Source organism: Pseudoruegeria aquimaris, from assembly GCF_900172235.1.
Classification (GTDB): domain Bacteria; phylum Pseudomonadota; class Alphaproteobacteria; order Rhodobacterales; family Rhodobacteraceae; genus Pseudoruegeria; species Pseudoruegeria aquimaris.
Genome location: NZ_FWFQ01000018.1, coordinates 1 through 22381 on the forward strand (window position 1 = coordinate 1; position 22381 = coordinate 22381).

Consider the following 22381-nt stretch of genomic DNA (forward strand, 5'->3'; position numbering starts at 1 on the left):
AACGTCCGCGTGGTCAGGACCGTCGACCGAGACCTCTACCGCGAACGCAACAAGGTCGAACGGTTCTTCAATCGTCTCAAACACTTCCGCGGCATCGCAACGCGATACTTCAAAACCGCAGCAAACTTCCTCGCCGCACTTCACCTCGCTTGCTCAAGGCTCTGGATCAGACATTATGAGTCCACGACCTAGTCTCGCCCTGACACATGCACAGCAGGAGCCGCGCGGCATGAAACTCCGCTTCGCCAATCAGATCGGCCGGATGGACGAGTCCGCGACCCGGCTCAAGGGCATCATCGTTCACACCCCTGCCCTGAAAGGGGCGAAGCTTCAGAAATTCATCAAGGCCAGCCCCGAGAGCGCGGTCTTCATCGGCAAGCTGGACGGCGAGCGGGTGATCTTCAAACTGTTCAACGGCGAGAAGGCCTCGGAGACCGTCGAGCGGCAGGCGGCGGAGCTTTCCTATCTTCAGGGCTTCATGGCCGAAGGCCCCTATCAGGCAATGCGGATGGTGCAGGCCTTCCCGGACGCCGGGCTATCGGTGCTCTCCTTCATGCCGGGCAACCGGCTCGATGCCGTCATGGCCAAGGCCGATGCCGCCAAGCGGCGGCGGCTGGTGGCGCAGTGTGGCAGCTGGCTCAAGCGCTACACGTCGGGGCGCCAGCGGCTCGCCAGGTTCGGCCCGCACCACTGGGTGGAAAAACGCGCCGATCTGCCGGCGCGCATCCCCGATGCCGACGATCAGGCGCTGGCCGCCCGGCTGCATGACAACATGCACCGGCGCGCACCGCTGGTGGCCGGGGCGGATGTCTGCCAGGCGGCGACCCACGGCGATTTCACCACCCTCAACCTGACGTTCCACCAGGGCACGCTCTACGGGTTGGACATCCAGGGCGAAAGCTGGATGGCGCTCACCCAGGAGATCGCGCGCTTTCTCGTCTACCTCCAGATCACCCATCCGCATCCCTCGGGGCGCCTGCGGCTCGGCATCTCGGAGCCCGATCTGAAAGCCTTCCTGAAATGCGGGCTGCTGGATCCGCGCGAAGAAGCCACAACCCTGCCCTTCTTCATCGCCTCCCAGCTGCTGGGGCGCTTCGTGCAGGAATACAAGCGCGAGGACACCCGCGCCAACACGCGCGCCGCGATCGAGGCCTTCCTGAAACTGCCGATCAGCCCGGACGCGCTCGGTTGAACGCGGGTGCGCTCCGCCCCCTCGGCCCGATCCCTCAGGCCGGCGTGATCAGCCCCAGCGCGGCGCCGCCGGGATCGGTGACGATCCCGATCCGCCCGACGCCCGGCACCTCGAAGGCCTCTCGCAGCACTTCGCCGCCCTGCTGGCGCGTGCTGGCAAGCGCCGCGTCCAGATCGGCCACCGCAACATAAGTGAACCAGTGCGGCGGCACCTCCTCCATGCCTGCCAGGGGCCCCATGTCCATGATGCCCGCCACCGGCTGCCCGCCGCGGGAGCCCATGTAATAGGTGCCCATGGCCGGATCCTGCATCGGCATCTCGGAGATCTGCCAGCCGCAGACGGTTTCGTAGTAGCGCAGCGCGGCGGGCACGTCCCGCGTCATCAATTCGCTCCACCAGATCCTGCCGTGGGCTTCTTCCTTGCCAGCCATCATCGCCTCCCGATTGCCGTTTCGCCGGCAGCCTAGCACGACAACTGGCGCCGCGCGCGGTCTCGTGCCACTCTCGCCGCGATTCACGACCGAAAGGAGCGCCCAATGCCCGTCACCACCTGCGTTTTCGATGCCTACGGCACGCTGTTCGACGTGGCTGCCGCCGCCCGGCAGGCCGCCGCCGAACCCGGCCGCGAGGCTTTCGCGGCACATTGGGTGAAAGTCGCCAGCGACTGGCGGCTCAAACAGCTGCAATACACCTGGCTACGGGCCGTCGCGGGGGCACACGCGGATTTCTGGGAAGTCACGCAGAACGGGCTGGACTGGGCGCTGGAGGCCTCGGGGCTTGCCGGCGACGCCGCCCTGCGTGAACGGCTGCTGGCGCTCTACTGGGAGCTGGCCGCCTACCCGGAGGTGCCCGCCATGCTGGCCGCCCTGAAAGCCGCTGGCTACCAGACGGCCATCCTGTCCAACGGCTCGCCCGCCATGCTGGAGGGGGCCGTGCAGTCCGCTGGCGTGGGCGATGTGCTGGACGATGTGCTCTCCGTCGAAAGCGTCGGCGTCTTCAAACCGGATGCCCGCGTCTACGATCTGGTCGGCCAGCGCTTCGGCTGCGCCAGGGAGGAAGTGCTCTTCGTCTCCTCCAACGGCTGGGATGCCGGCTGCGCCACCGGCTACGGGTTTCACACCGTCTGGGTCAACCGGGCCGGCGAACCGGTTGACCGCCTGCCCTGGGTTCCGGCAAATAGGCTGACAGATCTGACCACCATTCCGGAATTGGCCCAATCCCTTTGATACAGCGTTTCACGTCCAGCGACGGCCTGTCGCTCGCCTATACCGACGAGGGGGAGGGGACGCCCCTTCTCTGCCTTGCCGGCCTCACCCGCAACGGCCGCGATTTCGATCACGTCGCGCCCCACCTGCACGGCGTCCGCCTGATCCGCCCGGACTACAGGGGCCGGGGCGAAAGCGACTATGCCGAGGATTTCCACAGCTACTCCATCCCCGTCGAAGCGCGGGACGTTCTGGAACTGATGGATCATCTCGGGATTGAGAAAGCGGCAATCCTGGGCACCTCGCGCGGCGGGCTGATCGCCATGGCGCTGGCCGCCACCGCGAAGGATCGGCTGCTCGGCGTCTGCCTCAACGACATCGGCCCCGAGATCGCCGCCGAGGGCCTTTCGGACATCATGGGCTACCTCGGGCGCCGCCCGGCACAACGCACGATCGAGGCAGCCGCCGCGGCGCGCGCGAAGCTGATGGACGGCTTCGCCGGCGTGCCCATGGAACGCTGGATCGCCGAGGCCCGCAACCACTACCGACAGACCGAGACCGGGCTCGAACTGCGCTACGACAAGCGCCTGCGCGACGCGGTGGAGGCCGCCGGCGCGGCGCCGATGCCCGATCTCTGGCCGCTGTTCGACGCCCTGGATGGGCTGCCGCTGGCCCTGATCCGCGGCGCCAACTCCAACCTCCTTAGCCCGGAAACCGCCGCCGAGATGCGCCGCCGCCGGCCCGACATGCATTTTGCCGACGTGCCCGGACGGGGCCACGTTCCCTTCCTCGACGAAACCGAGAGCCTCGCCGTGATCTCAGCCTTCCTCGAGGATCTCGCATGAACATCCACATGATCGAAGCCGCCAACGCCCGGCTGTCCGGCAACCGCCGCCGCACCCAGATCCTGAACTCGCCGTTCCTGGACGAGATCGCGGGCCGGCGCGTCTACGTGAAGCCCGAGTGCCTTCAGCAGACCGGTAGCTTCAAGTTCCGCGGCGCCTACAATGCCATCGCCTCGCTGCCCGAAGCGATCCGCGAAAAGGGCGTGCTGGCCTATTCCTCCGGCAACCACGGGCAGGGCGTGGCCTATGCCGCGCGCATGTTCGGCATCCGCGCGGTGGTGGTGATGCCCTCGGATGCGCCCAACCTGAAGATCGAGAACACCCGCGCACTCGGGGCGCAGGTGGTGCTCTACGACCGCGCCAGCGAGGACCGCGCCGAGATCGGCGCGCGGCTGGCCGCGGAACACGGGCTCACGCTGATCAAGCCGTTCGACGAGCCGCAGGTCATCGCCGGACAGGGGACCATCGGCCTCGAGATCGCCGAGCAGGCCCGGCTGCGCCGCGTTTCGGAGGCCGACGTGCTGATCCCCTGCGGCGGTGGCGGGCTGACGTCTGGCGTCGCGCTCGCGCTGGAGGCCAAGGCCCCCGGCCTGCGGCCCCGCCCCGTCGAGCCGGAAGGGTTCGACGACGTGACCCGCTCGCTGATCTCGGGCGAGATCGAGAGCAACGCGGCGACCTCGGGCTCGATCTGCGATTCCATCATCACCCCCCGCCCCGGCGATCTGACGTTCCCCATCCTCAAGCGGCTCTGCGGGCCGGGCATCGTGGTGAGCGAGGCCGATTGTCTCTGCGCGATGGCCACCGCCTTCACGCGGCTCAAGATCGTGGCCGAGCCGGGGGGCGCGGCGGCGCTGGCGGCGGCGCTCTATCACGGGGATGCCATCGAGGGCGATGCCGTCTTCGTGGTGGTCTCGGGCGGCAACGTGGATTCAGCCATCTTCCAGCGCGCGCTGGAAGAATGGGGATAGGCAATCAGGCAGGACGGCACCATGGCAGCTTCCGTTTACGACAGCGCGATCTACCGCGATCTCTTCCTCGACGCAGAGGCGGGCAGGCTCTTCTCCGACAGCGCCACCGTGCGCGCCATGATGATCGTGGAAGGCGCGCTCGCCAAGGCGCAGGGCGCCTGCGGCGTGATCCCCGAAGACAGTGCCTTTTTCATCCATCGCGCGAGCCTCGAATGCCAGATCGACCCGGCCGGGCTCGCCGCCGGCGCCGGGCAGTCAGCAGTGGTGGTGCCGGCGCTGGTGGAGGCCTTCCGCAAGGCGATGGACGCGCCGGAGCATGCCCAATACGTCCATTGGGGCGCCACCTCGCAGGACATCCAGGACACCGGGCTCATCCTGCGTCTGCGCCAGCTGTTCGGCCTGTTCGAAGCCCGGCTCGAGAAGGCGCTCGCGGCTTTCGCCGCCCTCGCGGAGGCCCATGCCGATCTGCCGATGGCAGCGCGCACCTTTGCCCAGATCGCCACGCCCACGAGCTTCGGCGCGCAGGCCGCCGAATGGGGCGCCCCCCTGCTTTCGCATCGCACGAGGCTCGCCGCGCTGCGGGCCGAGGTGCTGAAAGTCAGCCTTTCCGGCGCCGCGGGAACGCTCTCGGCGATGGGCGACAAGGGCCCCGAGGTGCGCGCGAAACTGGCCGAAGGGCTTGCGCTCGGCGATCCGGGGGCAAGCTGGCACAGCCAGCGCGAAGGCCTCGCCGCCTTCGCCGGCTGGATGGCCGGCCTCTGCGCGAGCCTTGCGAAATTCGGCGAGGATCTCACCCTGCTGAACCAGGGCGAAGTGGCCGAGATCACCCTGCCGGGCGGCGGCGCCTCCTCGACCATGCCCCAGAAACACAACCCGACGCTGCCCATGCTGCTCGTGGCGCTCGGGCGCAGCGCGGCGGCGCTCAACACCTCGCTTCAGGAGGCGGCCATCCACCGCCAGCAGCGCGACCCGGCGGCCTGGATGCTCGAATGGATGTTCCTGCCCCAGCTCTGCCTCGGCACCGCCCGCGCCCTCGCCGTGGCCTGCGAACTGGCCGAAGGCCTGCGCCCGAACGCCGAGGCCATGGCCGCCCGCGTGGAGGGTGACGGCGGCCTCGGCTTCGCCGAAGCGCTGAGCTTCGCGCTGGCGCGGTCGATGCCGCGCCCCGAGGCACAGGCCGCGGTGAAAGCCCTCTGCGCCGAAGCGCGCACGACCGGCGCCCCCCTGCGCAGCCTCGCGGCCGCCCGATGGCCCGAGCTCGATCTGGATGCCATCTTCACGCCGGCCGCCCAGATGGGCACTGCACCGCGGGACGCTCGCGCCTTCGCGCAGGCGGCGCGCGACGCCGGGCGCAACGGCTCATGAGCGCACGCCTGCCCTTCATCTTCATCCTGCTCACGCTGATGATCGACGCGATGGGCGTCGGCCTCATCATGCCGGTGATGCCCGACCTGATCCGCGACGTGCAGGGCGGCGATCTGGCCTCCGCCGCGATCTGGGGCGGCATCCTCGCCACCGCCTTCGCGGTGATGCAGTTCCTGTTCTCGCCCACGCTGGGCAGCCTTTCGGACCGCTTCGGCCGCCGCCCGGTGCTGCTGATCTCGCTCGTGGTGATGTGCCTCGACTACGTGGTCATGGCCGTCGCCGGGACGATCTGGCTGCTTCTCCTCGGCCGGCTCGTGGGCGGGGTGACGGCCGCCACGCAGGCCACGGCGGCCGCCTTCATCGCCGACATCTCCGCCCCTGAGAAGAAGGCCCAGAACTTCGGCCTGATGAGCGCGGCCTTCGGCATGGGCTTCGTGCTCGGCCCGCTGATCGGCGGGCTGCTCGCCAGCTTCGGCCCCCGCGCCCCCTTCGTGGCCGCCGCCGTGCTTGCCGGGCTGAACGTGGTGCTCGGCTATTTCGTGCTGCCCGAAACCGTGACCGACCGCATCCGCCGGCCCTTCGAGTGGCGCCGCGCCAACCCCTTCGGCGCCTTCAAGGCCATTTCGCAGCTCGAGGGCGTGCGCCCGCTCCTGCTGATCTTCTTCCTCTACCAGCTGGCCTTCTTCGTCTACCCGGCGGTCTGGGCCTATTTCACCCAGGCGAAATTCGGCTGGAGCCCGCAGATGATCGGCCTGAGCCTCGCCTCCTTCGGGATCTCGATGGCGCTGATCCAGGGCGGGCTGATCCGGGTGATCCTGCCCCGGCTGGGGGAATACCGGACGCTGCTATTCGGCCTCGTGTTCAACGCCTTCGCCTTCCTGCTGATCGCCACGCTGCCTTCCGGCACGGCCGTCCTCGTGCTCACCCCGCTCACCGCCCTCGGCGCGCTGGCCGGGCCCGCGCTTCAGGGGATGATGTCGCGCATGGCGCAGGACAACCAGCAGGGCGAATTGCAGGGGCTGCTCGGAAGCATCGCCTCCATCGCCGTGATCCTCTCGCCGCTGGTGATGACGCAGACCTTCAGCCTGTTCAGCCGCGAAGGGGCGTCGCCCTTCTTTCCGGGGGCGCCCTTCCTGCTGTCGATGGTGCTGATGGGCGTCTGCCTGGCGGTGGCCCTGCGGCACCGCCCCGCCCTGCCCCGCGACGCAACGGAAACCTGAAGAAAGCGACATCCCGTGTCGTTTCATGGGCTTGCGCGCCGGCGGCCCTGCGGCGCAGTCTGGGCCGATCCCTGCCAAGGAGGCCAGAATGCAGAAGATCCGAGCCGCCGTCTGCCACACCCACGGAGAGCCGCTGCGCATCGAAGAAGTGTCCCTGCGGGCGTGCCTGCCCGGTGAAGTCGAGGTGACTGTCGAGGCCTGCGCGATCTGCCACTCCGATATCTCCTACATGGACGGCGGATGGGGCGGCGCCTTGCCGGCCGTCTACGGCCACGAGGCCACCGGCCGCGTCACCGCCATCGGCGAAGGCAGGAGCCGCTACAGGCTTGGGGACAGGGTGCTCGTCACGCTCATCCGCGCCTGCGGCCACTGCAGCCCCTGCGGCGCCGGCCACCCGGTGGCCTGCGAGGGCGACCGCAGCGCGCCGCCCACGCTGACGCTCGGCGACGGCACCGCCGTGGAGGCGGCCATGTTCTGCGGCGCCTTCGCCGAGAAGGTCGTGGTGCAGGAAAACCAGCTTGCGCCCCTGCCGGGCGACATCGCCCCCGAACCGGCCTCGCTGCTGGCCTGCGGCGTCATCACCGGCGCCGGCGCGGCCGTGAACACCGCGCAGGTGCGCCCCGGCCAGACGGTGGTGGTGATCGGCGCCGGCGGCGTGGGGCTCAACGCGATCCAGGGCGCCCATATCGCGGGCGCCGCACAGATCATCGCCATCGACATGCTCCCCGAGAAACTGGAGGCCGCGCGCGAATTCGGCGCCACCGGCGGCATCCTCGCCACCGAAGCCGATCAGCCCGGCGCCCTGAAGGCCCTGACCGGCGGGCGGCTGGCCGATGCCGTCTTCGTCACCGTCGGCGCCATTCCCGCCTACGAGGCAGCGCCCGCGCTGCTGGCCGCCAACGGCCAGCTGGTGATGGTCGGGATGCCGCACAACGGCGATACCGCGCGCTACGATCCGGCCACATTCGCCGCGCTGGGGCAGGGCATGATCGGCTCCAAGATGGGCGACGTGGTGCTCGCCCGCGACATCCCCTGGATGATCGATCTCTACCGCCAGGGCCGGCTCAAGCTCGACGAGCTGGTCAGCGCGCGCTGGCCGCTTGAGAAGATCAACGAGGCCGTGCAGGATACCCGCAAAGGTGCCGCGCGCCGCAACGTGATCGTATTCTAGCATGAAACTTCAGGATCTCGAGATTTTCACCGTCGCTCCCCCGGCCCCGGGCTGGGGCGGGCGCTACTGGCTGTTCGTGAAACTCACCACCGCCTGCGGCATCACCGGCTACGGCGAATGCTACGCCGCCTCCGTCGGCCCGAAGGCGATGGAAGCGGTGATCTCAGATGTGTTTGCGCGCCACATGCAGGGCGAACACCCGCAGAACGTGGAGCGCATGTTCCGCCGCGCCTATTCCTCGGGATTCACCCAGCGCCCGGACCTCACCGTGATGGGCGCTTTCTCCGGGCTGGAGATCGCCTGCTGGGACATCCTCGGCAAGGCGCTCGACCGCCCCGTCTGGGCGCTGCTGGGCGGGATGATGAACGAGCGCATCCGCTCCTACACCTACCTCTACCCGCTGGAAAACCAGCCGATGAAGCCCTTCTGGACCTCGCCGGACATGGCTGCGGACTGCGCGCTCGAAATGGTCAGACTCGGCTTCACCGCGGTGAAATTCGATCCGGCCGGCCCCTACACCTTCCGCGGCGGCCACCAGCCTGCCCGCACCGACATCACCATGAGCGCCGAATTCTGCCGCGCCATCCGCGAAGCCGTGGGCGATCGGGCCGATCTGCTGTTCGGCACCCACGGGCAGTTCTCCACCGGCGGCGCAATCCGCATGGCGAAGGCCATCGAGCCCTATGATCCGCTCTGGTTCGAGGAACCGATCCCGCCCGACAACATCGCGGAAATGGCCAGGGTCGCCCGCGCCACCTCCGTGCCCGTGGCCACCGGCGAGAGGCTCACCACCAAGGCCGAGTTCGCCGAGGTGCTTCGGCAGGGCGCGGCCACGATCCTGCAACCGGCGCTGGGGCGCTCCGGCGGGCTCTGGGAAACGAAGAAGATCGCGACGCTGGCCGAGGCCTGCAACGCGCAGATGGCGCCGCACCTCTATGCCGGCCCGGTGGAGTGGGCCGCCAACATCCACCTCGCCGCAACCCTGCCCAACCTGCTGATCGCCGAAACCATCCAGACCGGCGGCGCCTTCCACCTCGCCCTGATCAAGCATTCGATCACCTGGGAAGAAGGCTACATCCTCCCCCCCACGGCACCGGGCCTCGGCATCGACTTCGACGAGGATCTCGCCCGCGCGCACCCCTACACGGGAAGCAACCTGCACCTCGAGATGCAGGAAGCCCCCTGCGACTACACCAACGGCAACGCCTTCGAGGGCGGCGCGCCGGCACCGGAGGCGTAAGGACGCCCTCGCAATCGCCCCGAAGCGCGATTATATGTCGGGCGAGAACGGGCGAACCACGGAGCGATCCTTGACCTCGACTGCCGAGAACACCGGGCCGGACCTGATCGTGAACAACATGCAGGCGCGGGCCGAGCAGGCCGCCGCGCTGCTCAAGGCGCTGTCCCACGAGGGGCGGCTCATGATCCTGTGCAACCTCGTCGAGGGCGAGAAATCCGTCTCCGAACTCGAAGCGCGCCTCGGCACCCGGCAGGCCGCCGTCAGCCAGCAGCTCGCCCGGCTGCGGCAGGAAGGGCTGGTGCGCACGCGCCGCGAAGGCAAGGCGATCTACTACTCCATCGCCGACGACCGCGCCCGGCGGACCGTCGAACTGATGTACCAGATGTATTGCCGGCAGGGCTGATCGGCCCCACGCTCCGGGATATTCGAAGCCGGAAATTGCGCCCCCACTTTGTTCCTGAAATATCCCGGGGGAGCCGCGTCGCCCGGGCGCGGCGGGGGCAGCGCCCCCTGCCCGGCGGTTTCGGAAGTTTCGGTGAAAACGGCCTTGTCAAAACCGGTTTCATTGGAAAGGCTCGGGCCTGATCCCGCCTGCCCCTTCCCAGAAAAGCCCGGTCTCCGCGCCCATGTCCGACCCCAGCACCTCCTTTTCCACCAAGATCGCCACGCTGATCGCCCGCATCTACCCCGACGTGGACGCCGACATCCTGGCCTCCAAGATCGTCGAGGCCTTCTGGCCGGACGGCTCCTCCCGGCGCAAGCGGGCGCGCAAGCCGGGCAACAACCTCTGGAGCGAGAAGGACGCGCTGCTGATCACCTACGGAAACTCCGTGGTGGACGGCGCGCACAAGCCGCTCGACATCCTGCGCGACTTCCTTGACAGCTACATGCAGGGCACCGTGAACGGCGTGCACATCCTGCCCTTCTTTCCCTACACCTCCGACGACGGCTTCGCCGTCACCGACTACCGCGCGGTGAACCCGGTTCTCGGCGACTGGCCCGACATCAACCGCATCGCGGAGGAGTTCAAACTGATGAGCGATCTGGTGCTCAACCACGTGTCGAGCCAGAGCCACTGGTTCAACAGCTACCTGCAGGGCCATGCCCCCTATGACCGCTTCTTCTTCGAGGCCAGCCCCGAGGATGATCTCTCCTCCGTGGTGCGCCCCCGCACCCATCCCCTGCTGCGCGAAGTGGAAACCGCCAACGGCAAGCGCCACGTCTGGTGCACCTTCAGCCATGACCAGGTGGATCTGGATTTCCGCAACCCCGAGGTTCTGCTGGAATTCCTGCGGATCATGCGGCTGCACATCGACAACGGCGTGCGCATCATCCGGCTCGATGCCGTCGCCTTCCTCTGGAAGGAGGTGGGCACGCCCTCGATCCATCTGCCGCAGACCCATGCCATCGTGCAGCTGATGCGCCTTCTGTGCGACTACGCCAGCGAAACCGTGGTGCTGCTCACCGAAACCAACGTGCCCAACGCAGAGAACCTCTCCTATTTCGGCAACCGCAACGAGGCCCACGCCGTCTACAATTTCACCCTGCCGCCGCTGGTGCTGCACGCCATGCTCTCGGGCACGGCGCGCTACCTGAACCGCTGGCAGGTCACCATGCCGCCGGCGCAGCTGGGCTGCGCCTATCTCAACTTCACTGCCTCCCATGACGGCATCGGCATGAGGCCCGCCGAAGGCGTGCTGCCGGAAGAGGAGAAGAGCAGGGTCATCGACGCGGTGAAGGCCTTCGGCGGGCGGGTGAACATGCGGGCGCTGCCCGATGGCGGCGAGGCCCCCTATGAACTGAACATCACCTTCTTCGACGCGATGAAGGGCACCTTCGCGGGGGAAGACGACATGCAGGTGGCGCGCTTCCTCACGAGCCAGACGATCATGATGGCGCTCGAAGGCATCCCGGCCTTCTACATCCATTCGGTCACGGCCTGCCCGAACGATCTGGACGCGGTGGAGAAGACCGGGCAGAACCGCTCGATCAACCGCCACCGCTGGGATTACCCCACCCTGCGCGCACTTCTGGACGATCCGCAGACGCCGCAGGCGCAGGTGATGAACGGGTTGCGCGAGCGCATCCGCATCCGCTGCGCGCACGCCGCCTTCCACCCCAACGCCACGCAGTTCACCCTGCAGCTGGACGAACGGATCTTCGGCGTCTGGCGCCAGAGCCTGGACCGGGATCAATCGATCTTCGCCCTGCACAACGTCAGCGCCGAAACCGTGGAAGTCTCCCCCTTCTCGATCAACCTGATCGAGGGGGAGGATTGGGTGGACCTGCTCTCGGGCGAACGGATCGCGGCCGATCACGGCAACATCGCCTTCGCTCCCTACCAGTGCCGCTGGATCACGAACCGCCGAAAGGGGTGAGCGGCGCCTCAGCCGAACTCGGCCTCGTCCGCCGCCACCGCGGCACGCATGTCGCGCATGAGGTCGGGATCGGCGGCGTGCACGCGGTTCCACGTGGGGATGAAGGGGGTTTCGGCCGGGTTTTCGAGAAAGACATGCCCGGCCTGCACGATGTTCTGGGCGAACGGCTCGATGCTGCGTTCCTCGAGGTGGCGGTCGATCGTGAGCCCGTTCATCCGCGCATCGGAGTAGTAGCTTTCCAGCAGGTCCAGCGCGGAGCGGTAGTAGGTGGCCTTGAGCGAACGGAAGATCTCTTCCGAGAACACCGTGCCATCGGCGGCAAGCTTGCGGAAGATCGCCTTGCAGATGTCCACCGACATGCGTGACAGGCCGGTTGAGGCGTCTTCCTCGCTCAGGGGCTGATGCTTGTGGTCGTAGTTGTCGGAGATCTCCACCTGGCAGACGGATTTCGGCGCGAGGTTGCGCCAAGCTTCCGACAGCACGCCGATCTCCAGCCCCCAATCGGAGGGGATGCGCAGATCGGGCAGGATGCCGGTGCGCATCGCGAACTCGCCCGACAGCGGGTAACGGAAGGCGCGCAGGTAATCGAGGTAGTCCCGATCCCCGATCACCCTCTTGAGCGCGATCAGCAGCGGCGAGACGAGCAGCCGGCTGACGCGGCCGTTCATCCTGTTCTCGCCCACGCGCGGGTAGTAGCCCTTCGCCACCTGATAGGGGAAATTCGGATTGGCCACCGGGTAGACGAGCCGGGCCAGCATCTCCCGTTCGTAGGTGAGGATGTCGCAATCGTGGATGGCGGCCACGGCAGTGTCCTGGCAGGCGATGGTGTAGCCGAGGCAGAACCACACGTTGCGCCCCTTGCCGCGTTCGCCGGGGTTCAGGCCGAGGGCGTCGAGGCGCGAGCCGATCTGCTTCATCCGGGGGCTGTCGTTCCAGATCACCACGTGCTGCTGGGGCAGGCGGCCGAAGAAGGCGCGGGCATGGCGGTATTGCTCGGCGTCGGCCCGATCCAGCCCGATCACGATGCGATGCAGGTAGCCGACCTGCGCAAGCTCATCGAGGATGTTGGGCAGCGCTGGCCCTTCCAGTTCGGAGAAGAGCGACGGCAGGATGAGGCCGATGTGGCGGCTCTGGGCGAAGCTGGCGAGTTCCGCCTCCAGCGCCCCCGGGGCGTTGGTGCGCAGGTTGTGCAGGGTGGCGACATTGCCGTTCTGGTGAAAGTCAGCCATCTGACCGGCTCCTTGTTGACGAAAGGCCCCTCGTTTCGAGGATCTGGTGGATTGCGGCGTTCCAGCCCTGCGGCCCCGGAGCCTCGGTTCGGATCACGGGCCGCGTGCCCTCCTGCGCCAGAGGCGCAAGCGGCGGGCGGTGCGGGTTGGCGACGACCACCGCGATATCGGCGGCTTCCAGCATCTCGCGATCGTTGGGCGCATCGCCCAGCGCGATGATCCCGGCCCCCGGATAGGCCTGCGCGATCTCGGCGAGGCGGTCGGCCTTGCTGGCCCCGAAGGAGAGCGTCAGGAAGCGCCCACCTTCCCGCGCGCTCACGCCCCGCCGGGAAAGTTCCTCCAGGAACGCCGCCAGAAGGCTCTCGTCCCCGCCCCAGGCCCCCGGTTCGGAAAACTGACGCCGGGCCGCAAGCGCCGCGTCCTCCTCGGGAAGCCCGGTGAGGGCTGCGATCTCGGGCACGCTCATGTCGGCGAAGCCCCGGAAGGGCGCGCGCAGGGCGGGCGGCAGATCATCGAGCGCGGCGCGCAGACGGCGGTAGTCCGCATCGCCTTCGGCCGCGCCCGCACCCGAGGGCAGCAGGCCGGCCCCGTTCTCGACGATGGCCGGAAACCGGGCGAGGCCCAGCGCGGCGCGCAACGGCGCCATCTCCGCCGCCGTCTTGCTGGATGCCAGAACGACGGGGATGCCGGCGGCCTGCAGGCGCGCGAGCGCCGGCTCCGCCGGGCGGGCGTCGTAGCTTTCGTGATCCAGAAGGGTGCCGTCCAGATCGGTGACAACGAGGAAGGGCGGGTTGGCGGGCATGGGCTCCGGTGGCTTGCTTGCCCCGATGTTAGCGCTGCCGCCGCCGGATTGCATGTGGGGCGGGGGGTTCACGCCCCGCCGGCCGTGCGCCGCTGCCCGCTAAACGGGCAACAGCCCGAAAATCAGTCAGGCATCAGATCCGCCCATGCCGCGCCAGTATCCCGTCCACGAGTTCCAGATCCGCCGGAAGCGACTCCTCCGTCACAAGCTGGGCGTTGGGCAGATCGTTCCCGGCGGTCTTGGCTTCCGCCTCCGCCGGGCCGAGCCCGTAGCCCTCCCAGCGGGCCATGAGCCGCTGCTGGAGGGTGATGACATCGACCCGCAGGAAGACCGACATGTCGAAGAGCGGCTTCAGATCCCGCCAGCCCGGCCGATCCAGCAGCAGGTAGTTGCCTTCCACGAGTACGATCTGCTGTTCGGGCAGCACGCAGCCCGCCGCCGCGCGGGAGAGATCCGCCGCGCGGTCGAAGATCGGGTAGTAGACGGGCTCGCGGGGATTGTTCAGGCGCAGGATCAGATCCCGCAGCCCGTGCAGATCGAAGGTGTGGGGCGCCCCCTTGCGGGAGCGCCAGCCACGGGCATCCAGCAGCGCGTTGTCGAGATGGAAGCCGTCCATCGGCACGACGCAGGCCCTCTCGCCCAGGATCGCGCCGATGGTCTCGGCAAGGGTGGACTTGCCCGAACCGGGCGCCCCGGCGATCGCAACCACGAAACGGCTGCGACCGGCCGCGCGCGCGGCGATGGCTTCTGCCGCCGCCTCGCTCATGCCGCGACGGCCTCCGCCGGCGGCTCCTTGGCCCCCGTCATGAAGGCCACGGCATCCGACATCGAGTGCTCTTTCGGATCGATCACGCAGAGCCGGCGGCCCAGTCGGTGCACGTGGATGCGGTCCGCCACCTCGAAGACATGGGGCATGTTGTGGCTGATCAGGATGATCGGGATGCCCCGCGACTTCACGTCGAGGATCAATTCCAGCACCCGCCGGCTTTCCTTCACGCCGAGCGCCGCCGTGGGCTCATCGAGAATGATGACCTTGGAGCCGAAAGCCGCCGCACGCGCCACCGCCACGCCCTGGCGCTGGCCGCCCGAGAGCGTCTCCACCGCCTGGTTGATGTTCTGGATCGTCATCAGCCCCAGTTCGCTCAGCTTGTCGCGGGCGAATTTCTCCATCGCGGGCTTGTCGAGCTGGCGGAGATACTTGCCCCGAAAGCCGGGCTTGCGGATCTCGCGCCCCATGAACATGTTGTCGGTGATCGAAAGCGCCGGCGACATGGCAAGCGTCTGGTAGACGGTTTCGATCCCGGCGGCGCGGGCCTCGATGGGGGAGCGGAAGTTCACCTTCCGCCCCTCGAGAAAGACCTCTCCCTCATCCGGGATCACCGCGCCTGAGACGGCCTTGATGAGCGAGGATTTCCCCGCGCCGTTGTCTCCGATCACCGCCAGGATTTCCCCCGGCAGCAGATCGAAATCGCAATGGTCCAGCGCCGTGACCTTGCCGTAGCGCTTGACGAGATTGCGCCCCTTGAGAATGGGTTCCACGCTCATGACGAGACCTCCCGGATCCATTGGTCCACCGCGACCGCGGCGATGATGAGCACACCGATGAGCAGGAAGGTCCATTGCGGATCCGCCCCGGCCATCCGGAGGCCCAGTTCGAACACACCCACGATCAGCGCGCCGAAGAAGGCGCCGAGGATCGAGCCGCGCCCGCCGAAGAGCGAGATGCCCCCGATCACCACGGCGGTGATCGCCTGGATGTTGCCGATCACCCCGGTGGTGGCGGACGGCGACACCGAGCCGAAGCGCCCGATCATTACCCAGCCCGCCAGCGCGCAGATGAAGCCCGCCAGCATGTAGACGCTCATCAGCGTGCCGTGCACATTGACCCCGGCCAGCTGCGCGGCCTCGGGATCATCGCCCACCGCATAGACGTGCCGCCCCCAGGCCGTGGATTTCAGCGCATAGGCGAGGATGAGCACCAGCAGCACCATCACGATGACGCCGAGCGTGAATGTGGCGCCGGCGAACTGCAGCTTCACCCCCATGAAATGCAGAAAGGGCGCTTCCGCCTCGATATCCTGGCTGCGGATCGTCTGGTTGGCGGAGTAGAGGTAGTTGGCCGCCAGCACGATCTGCCACATGCCCAGCGTGACGATGAAGGGCGGCAGTTTCACCCGGCTCACGAGCCAGCCCGAAACCGCGCCGAGCGCGGTGCCGACGCCGAGGCCGATCACCACCGAGACCGGCGCGGGAATCCCGTAGCGGAAGGTGAACTGCCCCATGATGACCGAGGTCAGGACCGCGATCGCCCCCACCGAAAGATCGATGCCGGCGGTCAGGATGATCAGCGTCTGCGCCGCCGCCAGCACGCCCACGATCTGCACCTGCTGCAGGATCAGCGTCAGCGCGAAGGGCGACAGGAAGCGGGAGCCGAGCAGGATCCCGAAGCCGATCACCGCCGCGACGAGCACGATCAGCGGCACGAGGGCGGGGTTGGTGTGAAGCGCGTTGTGGAAATGGCCGAGCAGGCCTTTCTTGTGGTCGTCGAACGAGGCGAAATCCCCGTCACGGCTGGCCGCCGTTTCGTAGTTGTCGGTCTCCGACATGTTTCCTCCTGGCCCTTGCGTCGGGCATGAGAAAAGAGGCGGGGCGCGCAGCCCCGCCCCCTCATAAGGTCAAGTGTGAGCCGTCGGCGCCCAGCCGGTCAAGCCGGGCGCGGAGCAGGGTTCAGCCCCAGCAGAGCTTCATGCCCTCTTCCACCGAGATCGAGTCCACGCCCTCGGCCGGCCGGTCGGTCACGAGCGCCACGCCGGTGTCGAAGAAATCCTTGCCGTCGGAGGCCTGCGGCTTGGTGCCGTCCTTGGCCCAGGCGGCGATCGCCTCGATGCCGAGGGAGGCCATCAGCAGCGGGTATTGCTGCGAGGTGGCACCGATCACGCCGTCGGCCACGTTCTGCACGCCGGGGCAGCCGCCATCGACGGAGACGATGAGCACGTCGTTTTCCCGCCCGATCGCCTTAAGGGCTTCGTAGGCCCCGGCCGCTGCCGGCTCGTTGATGGTGTGGACCACGTTGATGGAGGGATCCTTGGCCAGAAGGTTCTCCATCGCGCGGCGGCCGCCTTCCTCGTTGCCGGCCGTCACGTCGGAGCCGACGATGCGCGGATCGTCCTCGTCGCCGATCACGTTGGGATCGGCCAGATCGATGCCGAAGCCCTGCAGGAAGCCCTGGTTGCGCAGGACATCCACCGTCGGCTGGGAGACGGCGAGGTCGAGCGTGGCGATGCGGGCGTTGGCCACGCCTTCTTCACCGAGCGTCGCGGCGGCCCATTTGCCGATCAGTTCCCCGGCCAGGAAGTTGTCCGTGGCGAAGGTCATGTCGGCGGCGTCGATGGGCTCCAGCGGCGTGTCGAGCGCGATCACGAGGATGCCCGCATCCCGCGCCTGCTTCACGACGGGCACGATGGAGGCGGTGTCGGACGCGGTGAGCAGGATACCCTTTGCGCCGTTGGCGATGCAGGTCTCGATGGCCTGCACTTGTGTTTCATGGTCGCCGTCCACCTTGCCGGCGTAGCTGTTGAGGGTGATCCCAAGCTCTTCGGCCTTGGCCGTCGCGCCCTCGCGCATCTTCACGAAGAAGGGGTTGGTATCGGTCTTGGTGATCAGGCAGGCGCTGATGCCGTGGCCGTCCGCGAAGGCGGGGGCGGCGGACAGGGCGATGGCGGCGACGGCGCTGCCGAAAAGGCTTTTGCGAATGGTCATGAGGTTCCTCCCTAGAACTCTGAGCGTGCCCCTTTGCCCCTCCACGGGCCGGGCGACGCGTTTCAAGACACACGCTTTGCCGATTCCTGTCAATAAATAAATCAAGTTGATTTATGTATGGAACCGATTGACAATCGCCGGCAGGGAGCGGAGGAGGCTTTCCCGTGGAACGTGAAGACAGAGCAGACGGCCCCCCACCGCCGGGCGCGCGGATCTCGACGCTGAGAAGCGGGGCCAACAGCGCGCGCGTGCGCGAACACAACGAGCGGCTCGTGCTCTCGCTCCTGCGCCGCCACGAAACGCTTTCGCGCGCCGAGGTCGCCCGCCTCTCCGGCCTGTCGGCCCAGACGGTGACCGTCATCATGCGCGCGCTGGAAGAAGAAGAGCTGCTGCTGCGCGGAGAGCCGGTGAAGGGCAAGGTGGGTCAGCCGTCGATCCCGATGCGGCTGAACCCGGAGGGCGTCTTCTCGATCGGGCTGAAAGTCGGCCGCCGCAGCGCGGATCTCGTGCTGATGGATTTCATCGGCCGGGAGTTGCAGCGCCGCCGCATTGCCTACCGGAATCCGCAGACGACCCGGATCGTGGAATTCGCCAGCAAGGGGGCCTCCCAGATGCTGGCCGCACTCCCCCCCGCGGCCCGCGCCCGCTGCGCGGGGATCGGCATCGCCACGCCGTTCGAACTGTGGAACTGGGGCGCGCAGGTGGGCGCTTCGCCGGAGGACATGGCCGCCTGGCGGGATTTCGATCTCGCCGCCGAGATCGAGGCCGCCACCGGACTGCCGACCTACCTGCAGAACGACGCCACGGCCGCCTGCGGCGCCGAACTGGCGCTCGGGCGGGGGCGCGAGTTCGAGAACTACTGCTACTTCTTCATCGGCTTCTTCATCGGCGGCGGCATCGTGCTGAACAACGCGGTTTTCGAAGGCCCGACCGGCAACGCCGGCGCGATGGGCGCCATGCCCCTGCCCGGCCGCGGCCCCGGCTACACCGCCCTGCTGGACGAAACCTCGCTCTTCACGCTCGAAAACCGCCTGCGTGCGGCGGGCAGCGATCCCTCGGTGCTCTGGGAACATCCCGACAGCTGGGGCGATCTCGGGCCGCTGGTGACGGAGTGGGAGGACCTTGTGGCCGAGAACCTCGCCATGGCGGCGGCGGCGATCAGCGCTGTGATCGATTTCCCGACGATCGTGGTGGATGGAGGCTTCCCCGGCGAGGTGCGCGACAGGATCGCCGCCAAGGCCAACGCCCGCTTCCAGGCGTTGGACCTGCGCGGCCTGAGCCCGCTCGAAATCGTGCCCGGCACCATCGGCCCCAATGCACCTTCCATGGGCGGTGCGATCCTGCCGATCCTTGCGCGCTTCTTCATCACGCAGGCCGGGATCTAGAGCTTTCCAGCCTGGCAAAAAGAAGTGTCTCGCCCGGCGGCAAATAAATATGTCCCCCAATGGCACCCAACAAAAAACCGGCGCCCAAGGCGCCGGTTCCGTTCGCAGCGTCAGCCGAAACAGCTCAGGACTGCCCTTTCCACGGCACGAGATATTCCTCGGCCTTGCGCATCAGGATGTCGATGCCGAAGCCGATGACACCGATCAGGATGATCCCCATGATCACAATGTCGGTGAGCTGGAACTTGGAAGCGGCCACGATCATCTTGCCGGCCCCCATCTCGGCGGCCACGAGTTCCGCGGCCACCACCGTGCCCCAACAGACACCCATGGCAACCCGCGCGCCGGTGAAGATTTCCGGCAGCGAGTTGGGCACAATGACCTGCGTCAGGATCTGGCGCTTGGAGGCACCGAGCGAATAGGCGGCGTGCACCTTGGAGATGTTCACCCCGGAAACCCCGGCCCGCGCCGCGATCGTCATGATCCATAGCGCCGCAAGGAACAGCAGAACGATCTTGCCCGTCTCGCCGATGCCGAACCAGATGATGACCAGCGGGATCAGCGCAAGGGGCGGCACCGGGCGCATGAATTCCACGATCGGATCGAACCAGCCGCGGAACCAGCCCGAAAGCCCCATCGCGTAGCCCAGCGGGATGCCGACGAGACTGCCGAGGACGAAGCCCGCGACCACCCGGAACAACGACCAGCCGAGATGCTCCAGCAGCGTCACGCCCTGGTAGCCGTCTCCGAAGATCTCGATGAACCTTGCCCAGACAGCCTCGGGCGCGGGCATCCAGATCGGCTCCATCTGCATCCCCTTGGCGGGGGTGAAGTTGAGCGAGCCCTTGGCGGTGAGAAACACCGTGCCGTCGGCCACCTTCACGGTTTCCTCCGGCGCGATCGGCTGGCCGTCCACGGCGATCACGCCGTAGCCCTCCTGATCGCCGCCCTCGTCGTTGCGGATCACCCGCACGAGGCCGGAGCGCCAGGCGCCGATCTTGGCGCCGTCATCCTTGGCGAAACCGTCGCCGCCGCCGCTTTCGGGCGCCTCGGCTTCATCGCCGACCTTGAAGACGTTCACCGTCACGGTGGCGTCGTCCGTCTCCCCGGCGGCATTTTGCGCGGTGTAGGTGAAGCTGGTTTCGCCCAGGAACGGCCCGGGCACGTGGAACGGCACGAGCTTGGAGCCGGTGAAGGCGCCCCAGATCAGGAAGATCGCCACGACCGAGATCACCGAGGCGACCCTGTCGGCGTTGACCGCGCTTTCGTCCCCGAAGGTCACGGTCTTCAGGCTGGTGTAGTCCACCGCCTTGCGCATGCCGCGGCGTATGAGTTTCACGACGACGAAAGCGCCGAGGAAAATGGCGACGTAGATCAGAAGGATCGTCATTGTGCTGCCTCCGTGCGGCCCATGATTTCTTCTTCCATTTCCCAGATCATCGAAAGAATCTCATCGCGGGTCTCGGCGAAGCCCTCGCTCTTCTTCACGTCGCGAAGATCCGCGCCCACGCCCCTGTCCGCGAAGGGCAGCTGGTATTCCTTGTGGATTCGTCCGGGGCGCGGCGCCATCACCAGCAGCCTTTCGCCCAGCAGCAGCGCCTCTTCCACGGAGTGGGTGATCAGGATCACCGTCTTTCCGCTCTCCTTCCACAGCTTCAGCACCAGCGCCTGCATCTTCTCCCGCGTCAGCGCGTCCAGCGCGCCGAGGGGCTCGTCCATCAGGATCACGTCCGGCTCGTTGGCCAGGCACCGCGCCAGCGCAACCCGCTGCTGCATCCCGCCGGAAAGCTCGTAGACGGCCTTCTCCTTGAAGTCCTGCAATCCCACCACGTCCAGAAGGTGATCGGTGATCTCGTCGCGCTGCTTCTTCGGCATCCCCTTCATGCGGGGGCCGAAATCGACGTTCTTGCGCACGTTCATCCATTCGAACAGCGCGCCCTTCTGGAACACCATGCCGCGCTCCGGGCTCGGCCCGTGCACCGGCTTGCCGTGCAGGCGGATTTCGCCCTCCGTGGGGGCGAGAAAGCCCGCGATGATGTTGAGAAGAGTCGTCTTCCCGCAGCCGGAAGGCCCGAGAACCGACATGATCTCCCCTTCCTTGATGTCCAGTGACACGTTCTTGAGTGCCTGCACCGATGTTCCGTTCGGCAGATCGAACCGCATCGAGATGTTGTCTATCGACAAGCCCACGCTCTTGTCCCCTTAAGCTTGCAGTATGCTTTCGAAAGAAGGGGCCACGGGAATGTTCCTCGTGGCCCCTTCCGATGTCTTGGCATCAGGCCTGGCTTACATGCCCTTGGCCGACATCAGCGGGCCGGTGTTGACGGCCGCGTCGTAGCTGTCGAGCGCGCTCGGGATGCTGCCGGCTTCCACGAAGACGCCCGCGACGCCCTTCATGAATTCCTGCGCACCGCCGCCGAGCCATTTCTCGCCCAGCTGCTCTTCCACGCTCGGGAACACGAAGGTGGCGATGGTTTCGGCCGTGGCTTCCTCGTCCATGCCGGCATCCTTGGCGATGACGGGCAGCATCTCGTCGGTGTGCTCGCCGGAGTTCCACATGGCGTTCATGTCGGCGGTCACCTTCAGGAACTTGGCCAGCAGTTCCGGCTCCTCGGAGACGAAGTTCGCCGGGGCGCTGGTCACGTCGAAGACGAGGATGCCCAGTTCTTCCTTCTCGGCGCCGGTCAGCAGCACGTTGCCGTGCTCCTTCATGCGGCGCAGCGCACCGCCCCAGCCGCAGACCATGTCGAGGCTGCCCTGCGCGAAGGCGGCCGCGCCGTCCGGCGGCGCCATGTCCACGATCTCCATCGTGCCGATGTCCACGCCGAAGTGGTCCATCTGCTTCAGGAAGCCGTAGTGCGCGGCGGTGCCGATCGGCACGCCGACCTTCTTGCCTTCCAGTTCCTTGGCGCTGTCCTTGTCGATCTCCAGCGCATCGGCCACGACGCAGTTGTCGTTCTCGGAGTAGCTCACCGCCACGTCTACGACCTGGATGTCCTGCCCGGCGGAGGCGGCGACGACGAAGGGCGGCACGCCCTGCGAAACGGAGATCTGCACATCCCCGGAGGCCATGGCCGCCGACATGGCGGTGCCGGCGTCGAAGGACACCCAGTTCACCTTCACGCCCAGCGCTTCGTCATACATTCCCTTGGCCTTGGCGTATTGGAACGGCATCGGCCACTCCAGGAAGTAGGCCACCGTGATCTCGTCGGCGGCCTGCGCCTGCACGGCTCCGAGGGCGGCAAGCCCGGCGACGGAACCGATCAGCTTGGATTTCAAAGTCATTCGTTTCTCCCGTGTTGGTTGCCGCCGCAGCGGCAGTCATGCTCCGCCCCGGTCCGGCCGGCCTTGTTCGCCGTGTCCTGGGCCCATGCGGATGCGCCGCGGGGCGCAATTCTGCGAAGCGGCACCCCCGAAGCGTAAAAAAACCCCCTCACCAGTCAACGTTTAGTTTCCCGTGCGGCAGCCGCCCTGTCTGCCCACGGCGGCGCGGAGGATTGGCGGCCGCGCGCCAATTCCCCTTGTTTCGCTGGAGGTTGCCGCCCGATACCCCCCGCGCTCCAACGGGCACGAGGCGATTTCTGGCATCAAAGCTCCGGCAATACTGGCCCTATGGGTGGCTC

The 22381-nt window shown here is 67.4% G+C and carries 22 protein-coding genes; 12 read left to right on the plus strand and 10 right to left on the minus strand.

From position 1 onward, the window contains the following. A partial coding sequence (locus PSA7680_RS12645) for a transposase (RefSeq protein WP_217808310.1) occupies window positions 1-192 on the plus strand: 192 nt, incomplete at its 5' end. A 37-nt stretch (window positions 193-229) separates the two neighbouring features. Continuing rightward, window positions 230-1192 (plus strand): phosphotransferase, encoded by a 963-nt coding sequence (locus PSA7680_RS12650; RefSeq protein ID WP_085869089.1) that lies wholly within the window; start codon window positions 230-232, stop codon window positions 1190-1192. 34 nt (window positions 1193-1226) lie between these two features. Here the strand turns inward: PSA7680_RS12650 and PSA7680_RS12655 are convergent, their stop codons facing one another. Then, window positions 1227-1622: a VOC family protein gene (locus PSA7680_RS12655; protein WP_176244137.1), complete on the minus strand. Its 396-nt coding sequence runs from the start codon at window positions 1620-1622 to the stop codon at window positions 1227-1229. Window positions 1623-1727: 105 nt separating this feature from the next. Between PSA7680_RS12655 and PSA7680_RS12660 the strand changes: the two genes are divergently transcribed. From PSA7680_RS12660 to PSA7680_RS12700, 9 genes are all read left to right on the plus strand, one after another. Next, window positions 1728-2417, plus strand: coding sequence for a haloacid dehalogenase type II (locus PSA7680_RS12660; protein WP_085869091.1), 690 nt, complete (start codon window positions 1728-1730; stop codon window positions 2415-2417). Next, window positions 2414-3241, plus strand: coding sequence for an alpha/beta fold hydrolase (locus PSA7680_RS12665; RefSeq protein ID WP_085869092.1), 828 nt, complete (start codon window positions 2414-2416; stop codon window positions 3239-3241). Before PSA7680_RS12660 ends, PSA7680_RS12665 begins: the two co-directional genes overlap by 4 nt. Beyond that, window positions 3238-4209, plus strand: a complete 972-nt coding sequence (locus PSA7680_RS12670; protein WP_085869093.1) for a threonine ammonia-lyase — start codon at window positions 3238-3240, stop codon at window positions 4207-4209. Before PSA7680_RS12665 ends, PSA7680_RS12670 begins: the two co-directional genes overlap by 4 nt. A 21-nt stretch (window positions 4210-4230) precedes the next feature. After that, complete coding sequence (locus tag PSA7680_RS12675) at window positions 4231-5574, plus strand: lyase family protein (protein WP_139838636.1); 1344 nt, start codon at window positions 4231-4233, stop codon at window positions 5572-5574. Beyond that, complete coding sequence (locus PSA7680_RS12680) at window positions 5571-6794, plus strand: TCR/Tet family MFS transporter (RefSeq protein ID WP_245824616.1); 1224 nt, start codon at window positions 5571-5573, stop codon at window positions 6792-6794. The genes PSA7680_RS12675 and PSA7680_RS12680 overlap by 4 nt, the downstream gene beginning before the upstream one ends. Before the next feature lie 88 nt (window positions 6795-6882). Beyond that, window positions 6883-7965 (plus strand): alcohol dehydrogenase catalytic domain-containing protein, encoded by a 1083-nt coding sequence (locus tag PSA7680_RS12685; protein WP_085869095.1) that lies wholly within the window; start codon window positions 6883-6885, stop codon window positions 7963-7965. 1 nt (window position 7966) lies between these two features. Then, window positions 7967-9205 carry a mandelate racemase/muconate lactonizing enzyme family protein gene (locus PSA7680_RS12690; RefSeq protein WP_085869096.1) on the plus strand — a complete coding sequence of 413 codons (1239 nt, stop codon included), beginning with the start codon at window positions 7967-7969 and terminating at the stop codon, window positions 9203-9205. A 118-nt stretch (window positions 9206-9323) separates the two neighbouring features. After that, the gene (locus tag PSA7680_RS12695; protein WP_139838641.1) at window positions 9324-9608 is read left to right on the plus strand and encodes an ArsR/SmtB family transcription factor; all 285 of its coding nucleotides are present in this window, start codon (window positions 9324-9326) and stop codon (window positions 9606-9608) included. A 223-nt stretch (window positions 9609-9831) separates the two neighbouring features. Further along, window positions 9832-11583 carry a sugar phosphorylase gene (locus PSA7680_RS12700; protein ID WP_085869098.1) on the plus strand — a complete coding sequence of 584 codons (1752 nt, stop codon included), beginning with the start codon at window positions 9832-9834 and terminating at the stop codon, window positions 11581-11583. A gap of 8 nt (window positions 11584-11591) precedes the next feature. Here PSA7680_RS12700 and PSA7680_RS12705 read toward each other — a convergent pair whose 3' ends face one another. The 6 genes from PSA7680_RS12705 to PSA7680_RS12730 form a co-directional block, all read right to left on the minus strand. Next, window positions 11592-12812, minus strand: a complete 1221-nt coding sequence (locus PSA7680_RS12705) for a glycosyltransferase family protein (protein ID WP_085869099.1) — start codon at window positions 12810-12812, stop codon at window positions 11592-11594. Beyond that, window positions 12805-13614: an HAD-IIB family hydrolase gene (locus PSA7680_RS12710; RefSeq protein ID WP_085869100.1), complete on the minus strand. Its 810-nt coding sequence runs from the start codon at window positions 13612-13614 to the stop codon at window positions 12805-12807. Before PSA7680_RS12710 ends, PSA7680_RS12705 begins: the two co-directional genes overlap by 8 nt. 133 nt (window positions 13615-13747) lie before the next feature. Beyond that, window positions 13748-14380 carry a nucleoside/nucleotide kinase family protein gene (locus PSA7680_RS12715; protein WP_085869101.1) on the minus strand — a complete coding sequence of 211 codons (633 nt, stop codon included), beginning with the start codon at window positions 14378-14380 and terminating at the stop codon, window positions 13748-13750. Continuing rightward, window positions 14377-15159 (minus strand): ATP-binding cassette domain-containing protein, encoded by a 783-nt coding sequence (locus PSA7680_RS12720; protein WP_217808344.1) that lies wholly within the window; start codon window positions 15157-15159, stop codon window positions 14377-14379. The genes PSA7680_RS12715 and PSA7680_RS12720 overlap by 4 nt, the downstream gene beginning before the upstream one ends. Further along, a complete protein-coding gene (locus PSA7680_RS12725) occupies window positions 15156-16220 on the minus strand; it encodes an ABC transporter permease (RefSeq protein WP_085869102.1) in 1065 nt (354 codons plus the stop codon). Before PSA7680_RS12725 ends, PSA7680_RS12720 begins: the two co-directional genes overlap by 4 nt. A gap of 121 nt (window positions 16221-16341) precedes the next feature. Next, window positions 16342-17373 (minus strand): sugar ABC transporter substrate-binding protein, encoded by a 1032-nt coding sequence (locus PSA7680_RS12730; protein WP_370738556.1) that lies wholly within the window; start codon window positions 17371-17373, stop codon window positions 16342-16344. A 164-nt stretch (window positions 17374-17537) separates the two neighbouring features. Between PSA7680_RS12730 and PSA7680_RS12735 the strand changes: the two genes are divergently transcribed. After that, window positions 17538-18758, plus strand: coding sequence for an ROK family transcriptional regulator (locus PSA7680_RS12735; protein ID WP_139838637.1), 1221 nt, complete (start codon window positions 17538-17540; stop codon window positions 18756-18758). A gap of 124 nt (window positions 18759-18882) precedes the next feature. On the opposite strand, the gene PSA7680_RS12740 is transcribed toward PSA7680_RS12735, so the two are convergent. The 3 genes from PSA7680_RS12740 to PSA7680_RS12750 form a co-directional block, all read right to left on the minus strand. Beyond that, entirely contained in the window at window positions 18883-20148 is a 1266-nt protein-coding gene (locus tag PSA7680_RS12740; RefSeq protein WP_085869103.1) for an ABC transporter permease subunit, read from the minus strand. Continuing rightward, window positions 20145-20921, minus strand: coding sequence for an ABC transporter ATP-binding protein (locus PSA7680_RS12745; RefSeq protein WP_085869104.1), 777 nt, complete (start codon window positions 20919-20921; stop codon window positions 20145-20147). The genes PSA7680_RS12740 and PSA7680_RS12745 overlap by 4 nt, the downstream gene beginning before the upstream one ends. Window positions 20922-21044: 123 nt before the next feature. After that, entirely contained in the window at window positions 21045-22043 is a 999-nt protein-coding gene (locus PSA7680_RS12750; RefSeq protein WP_085869105.1) for a taurine ABC transporter substrate-binding protein, read from the minus strand. Window positions 22044-22381 lie beyond the last annotated feature (338 nt).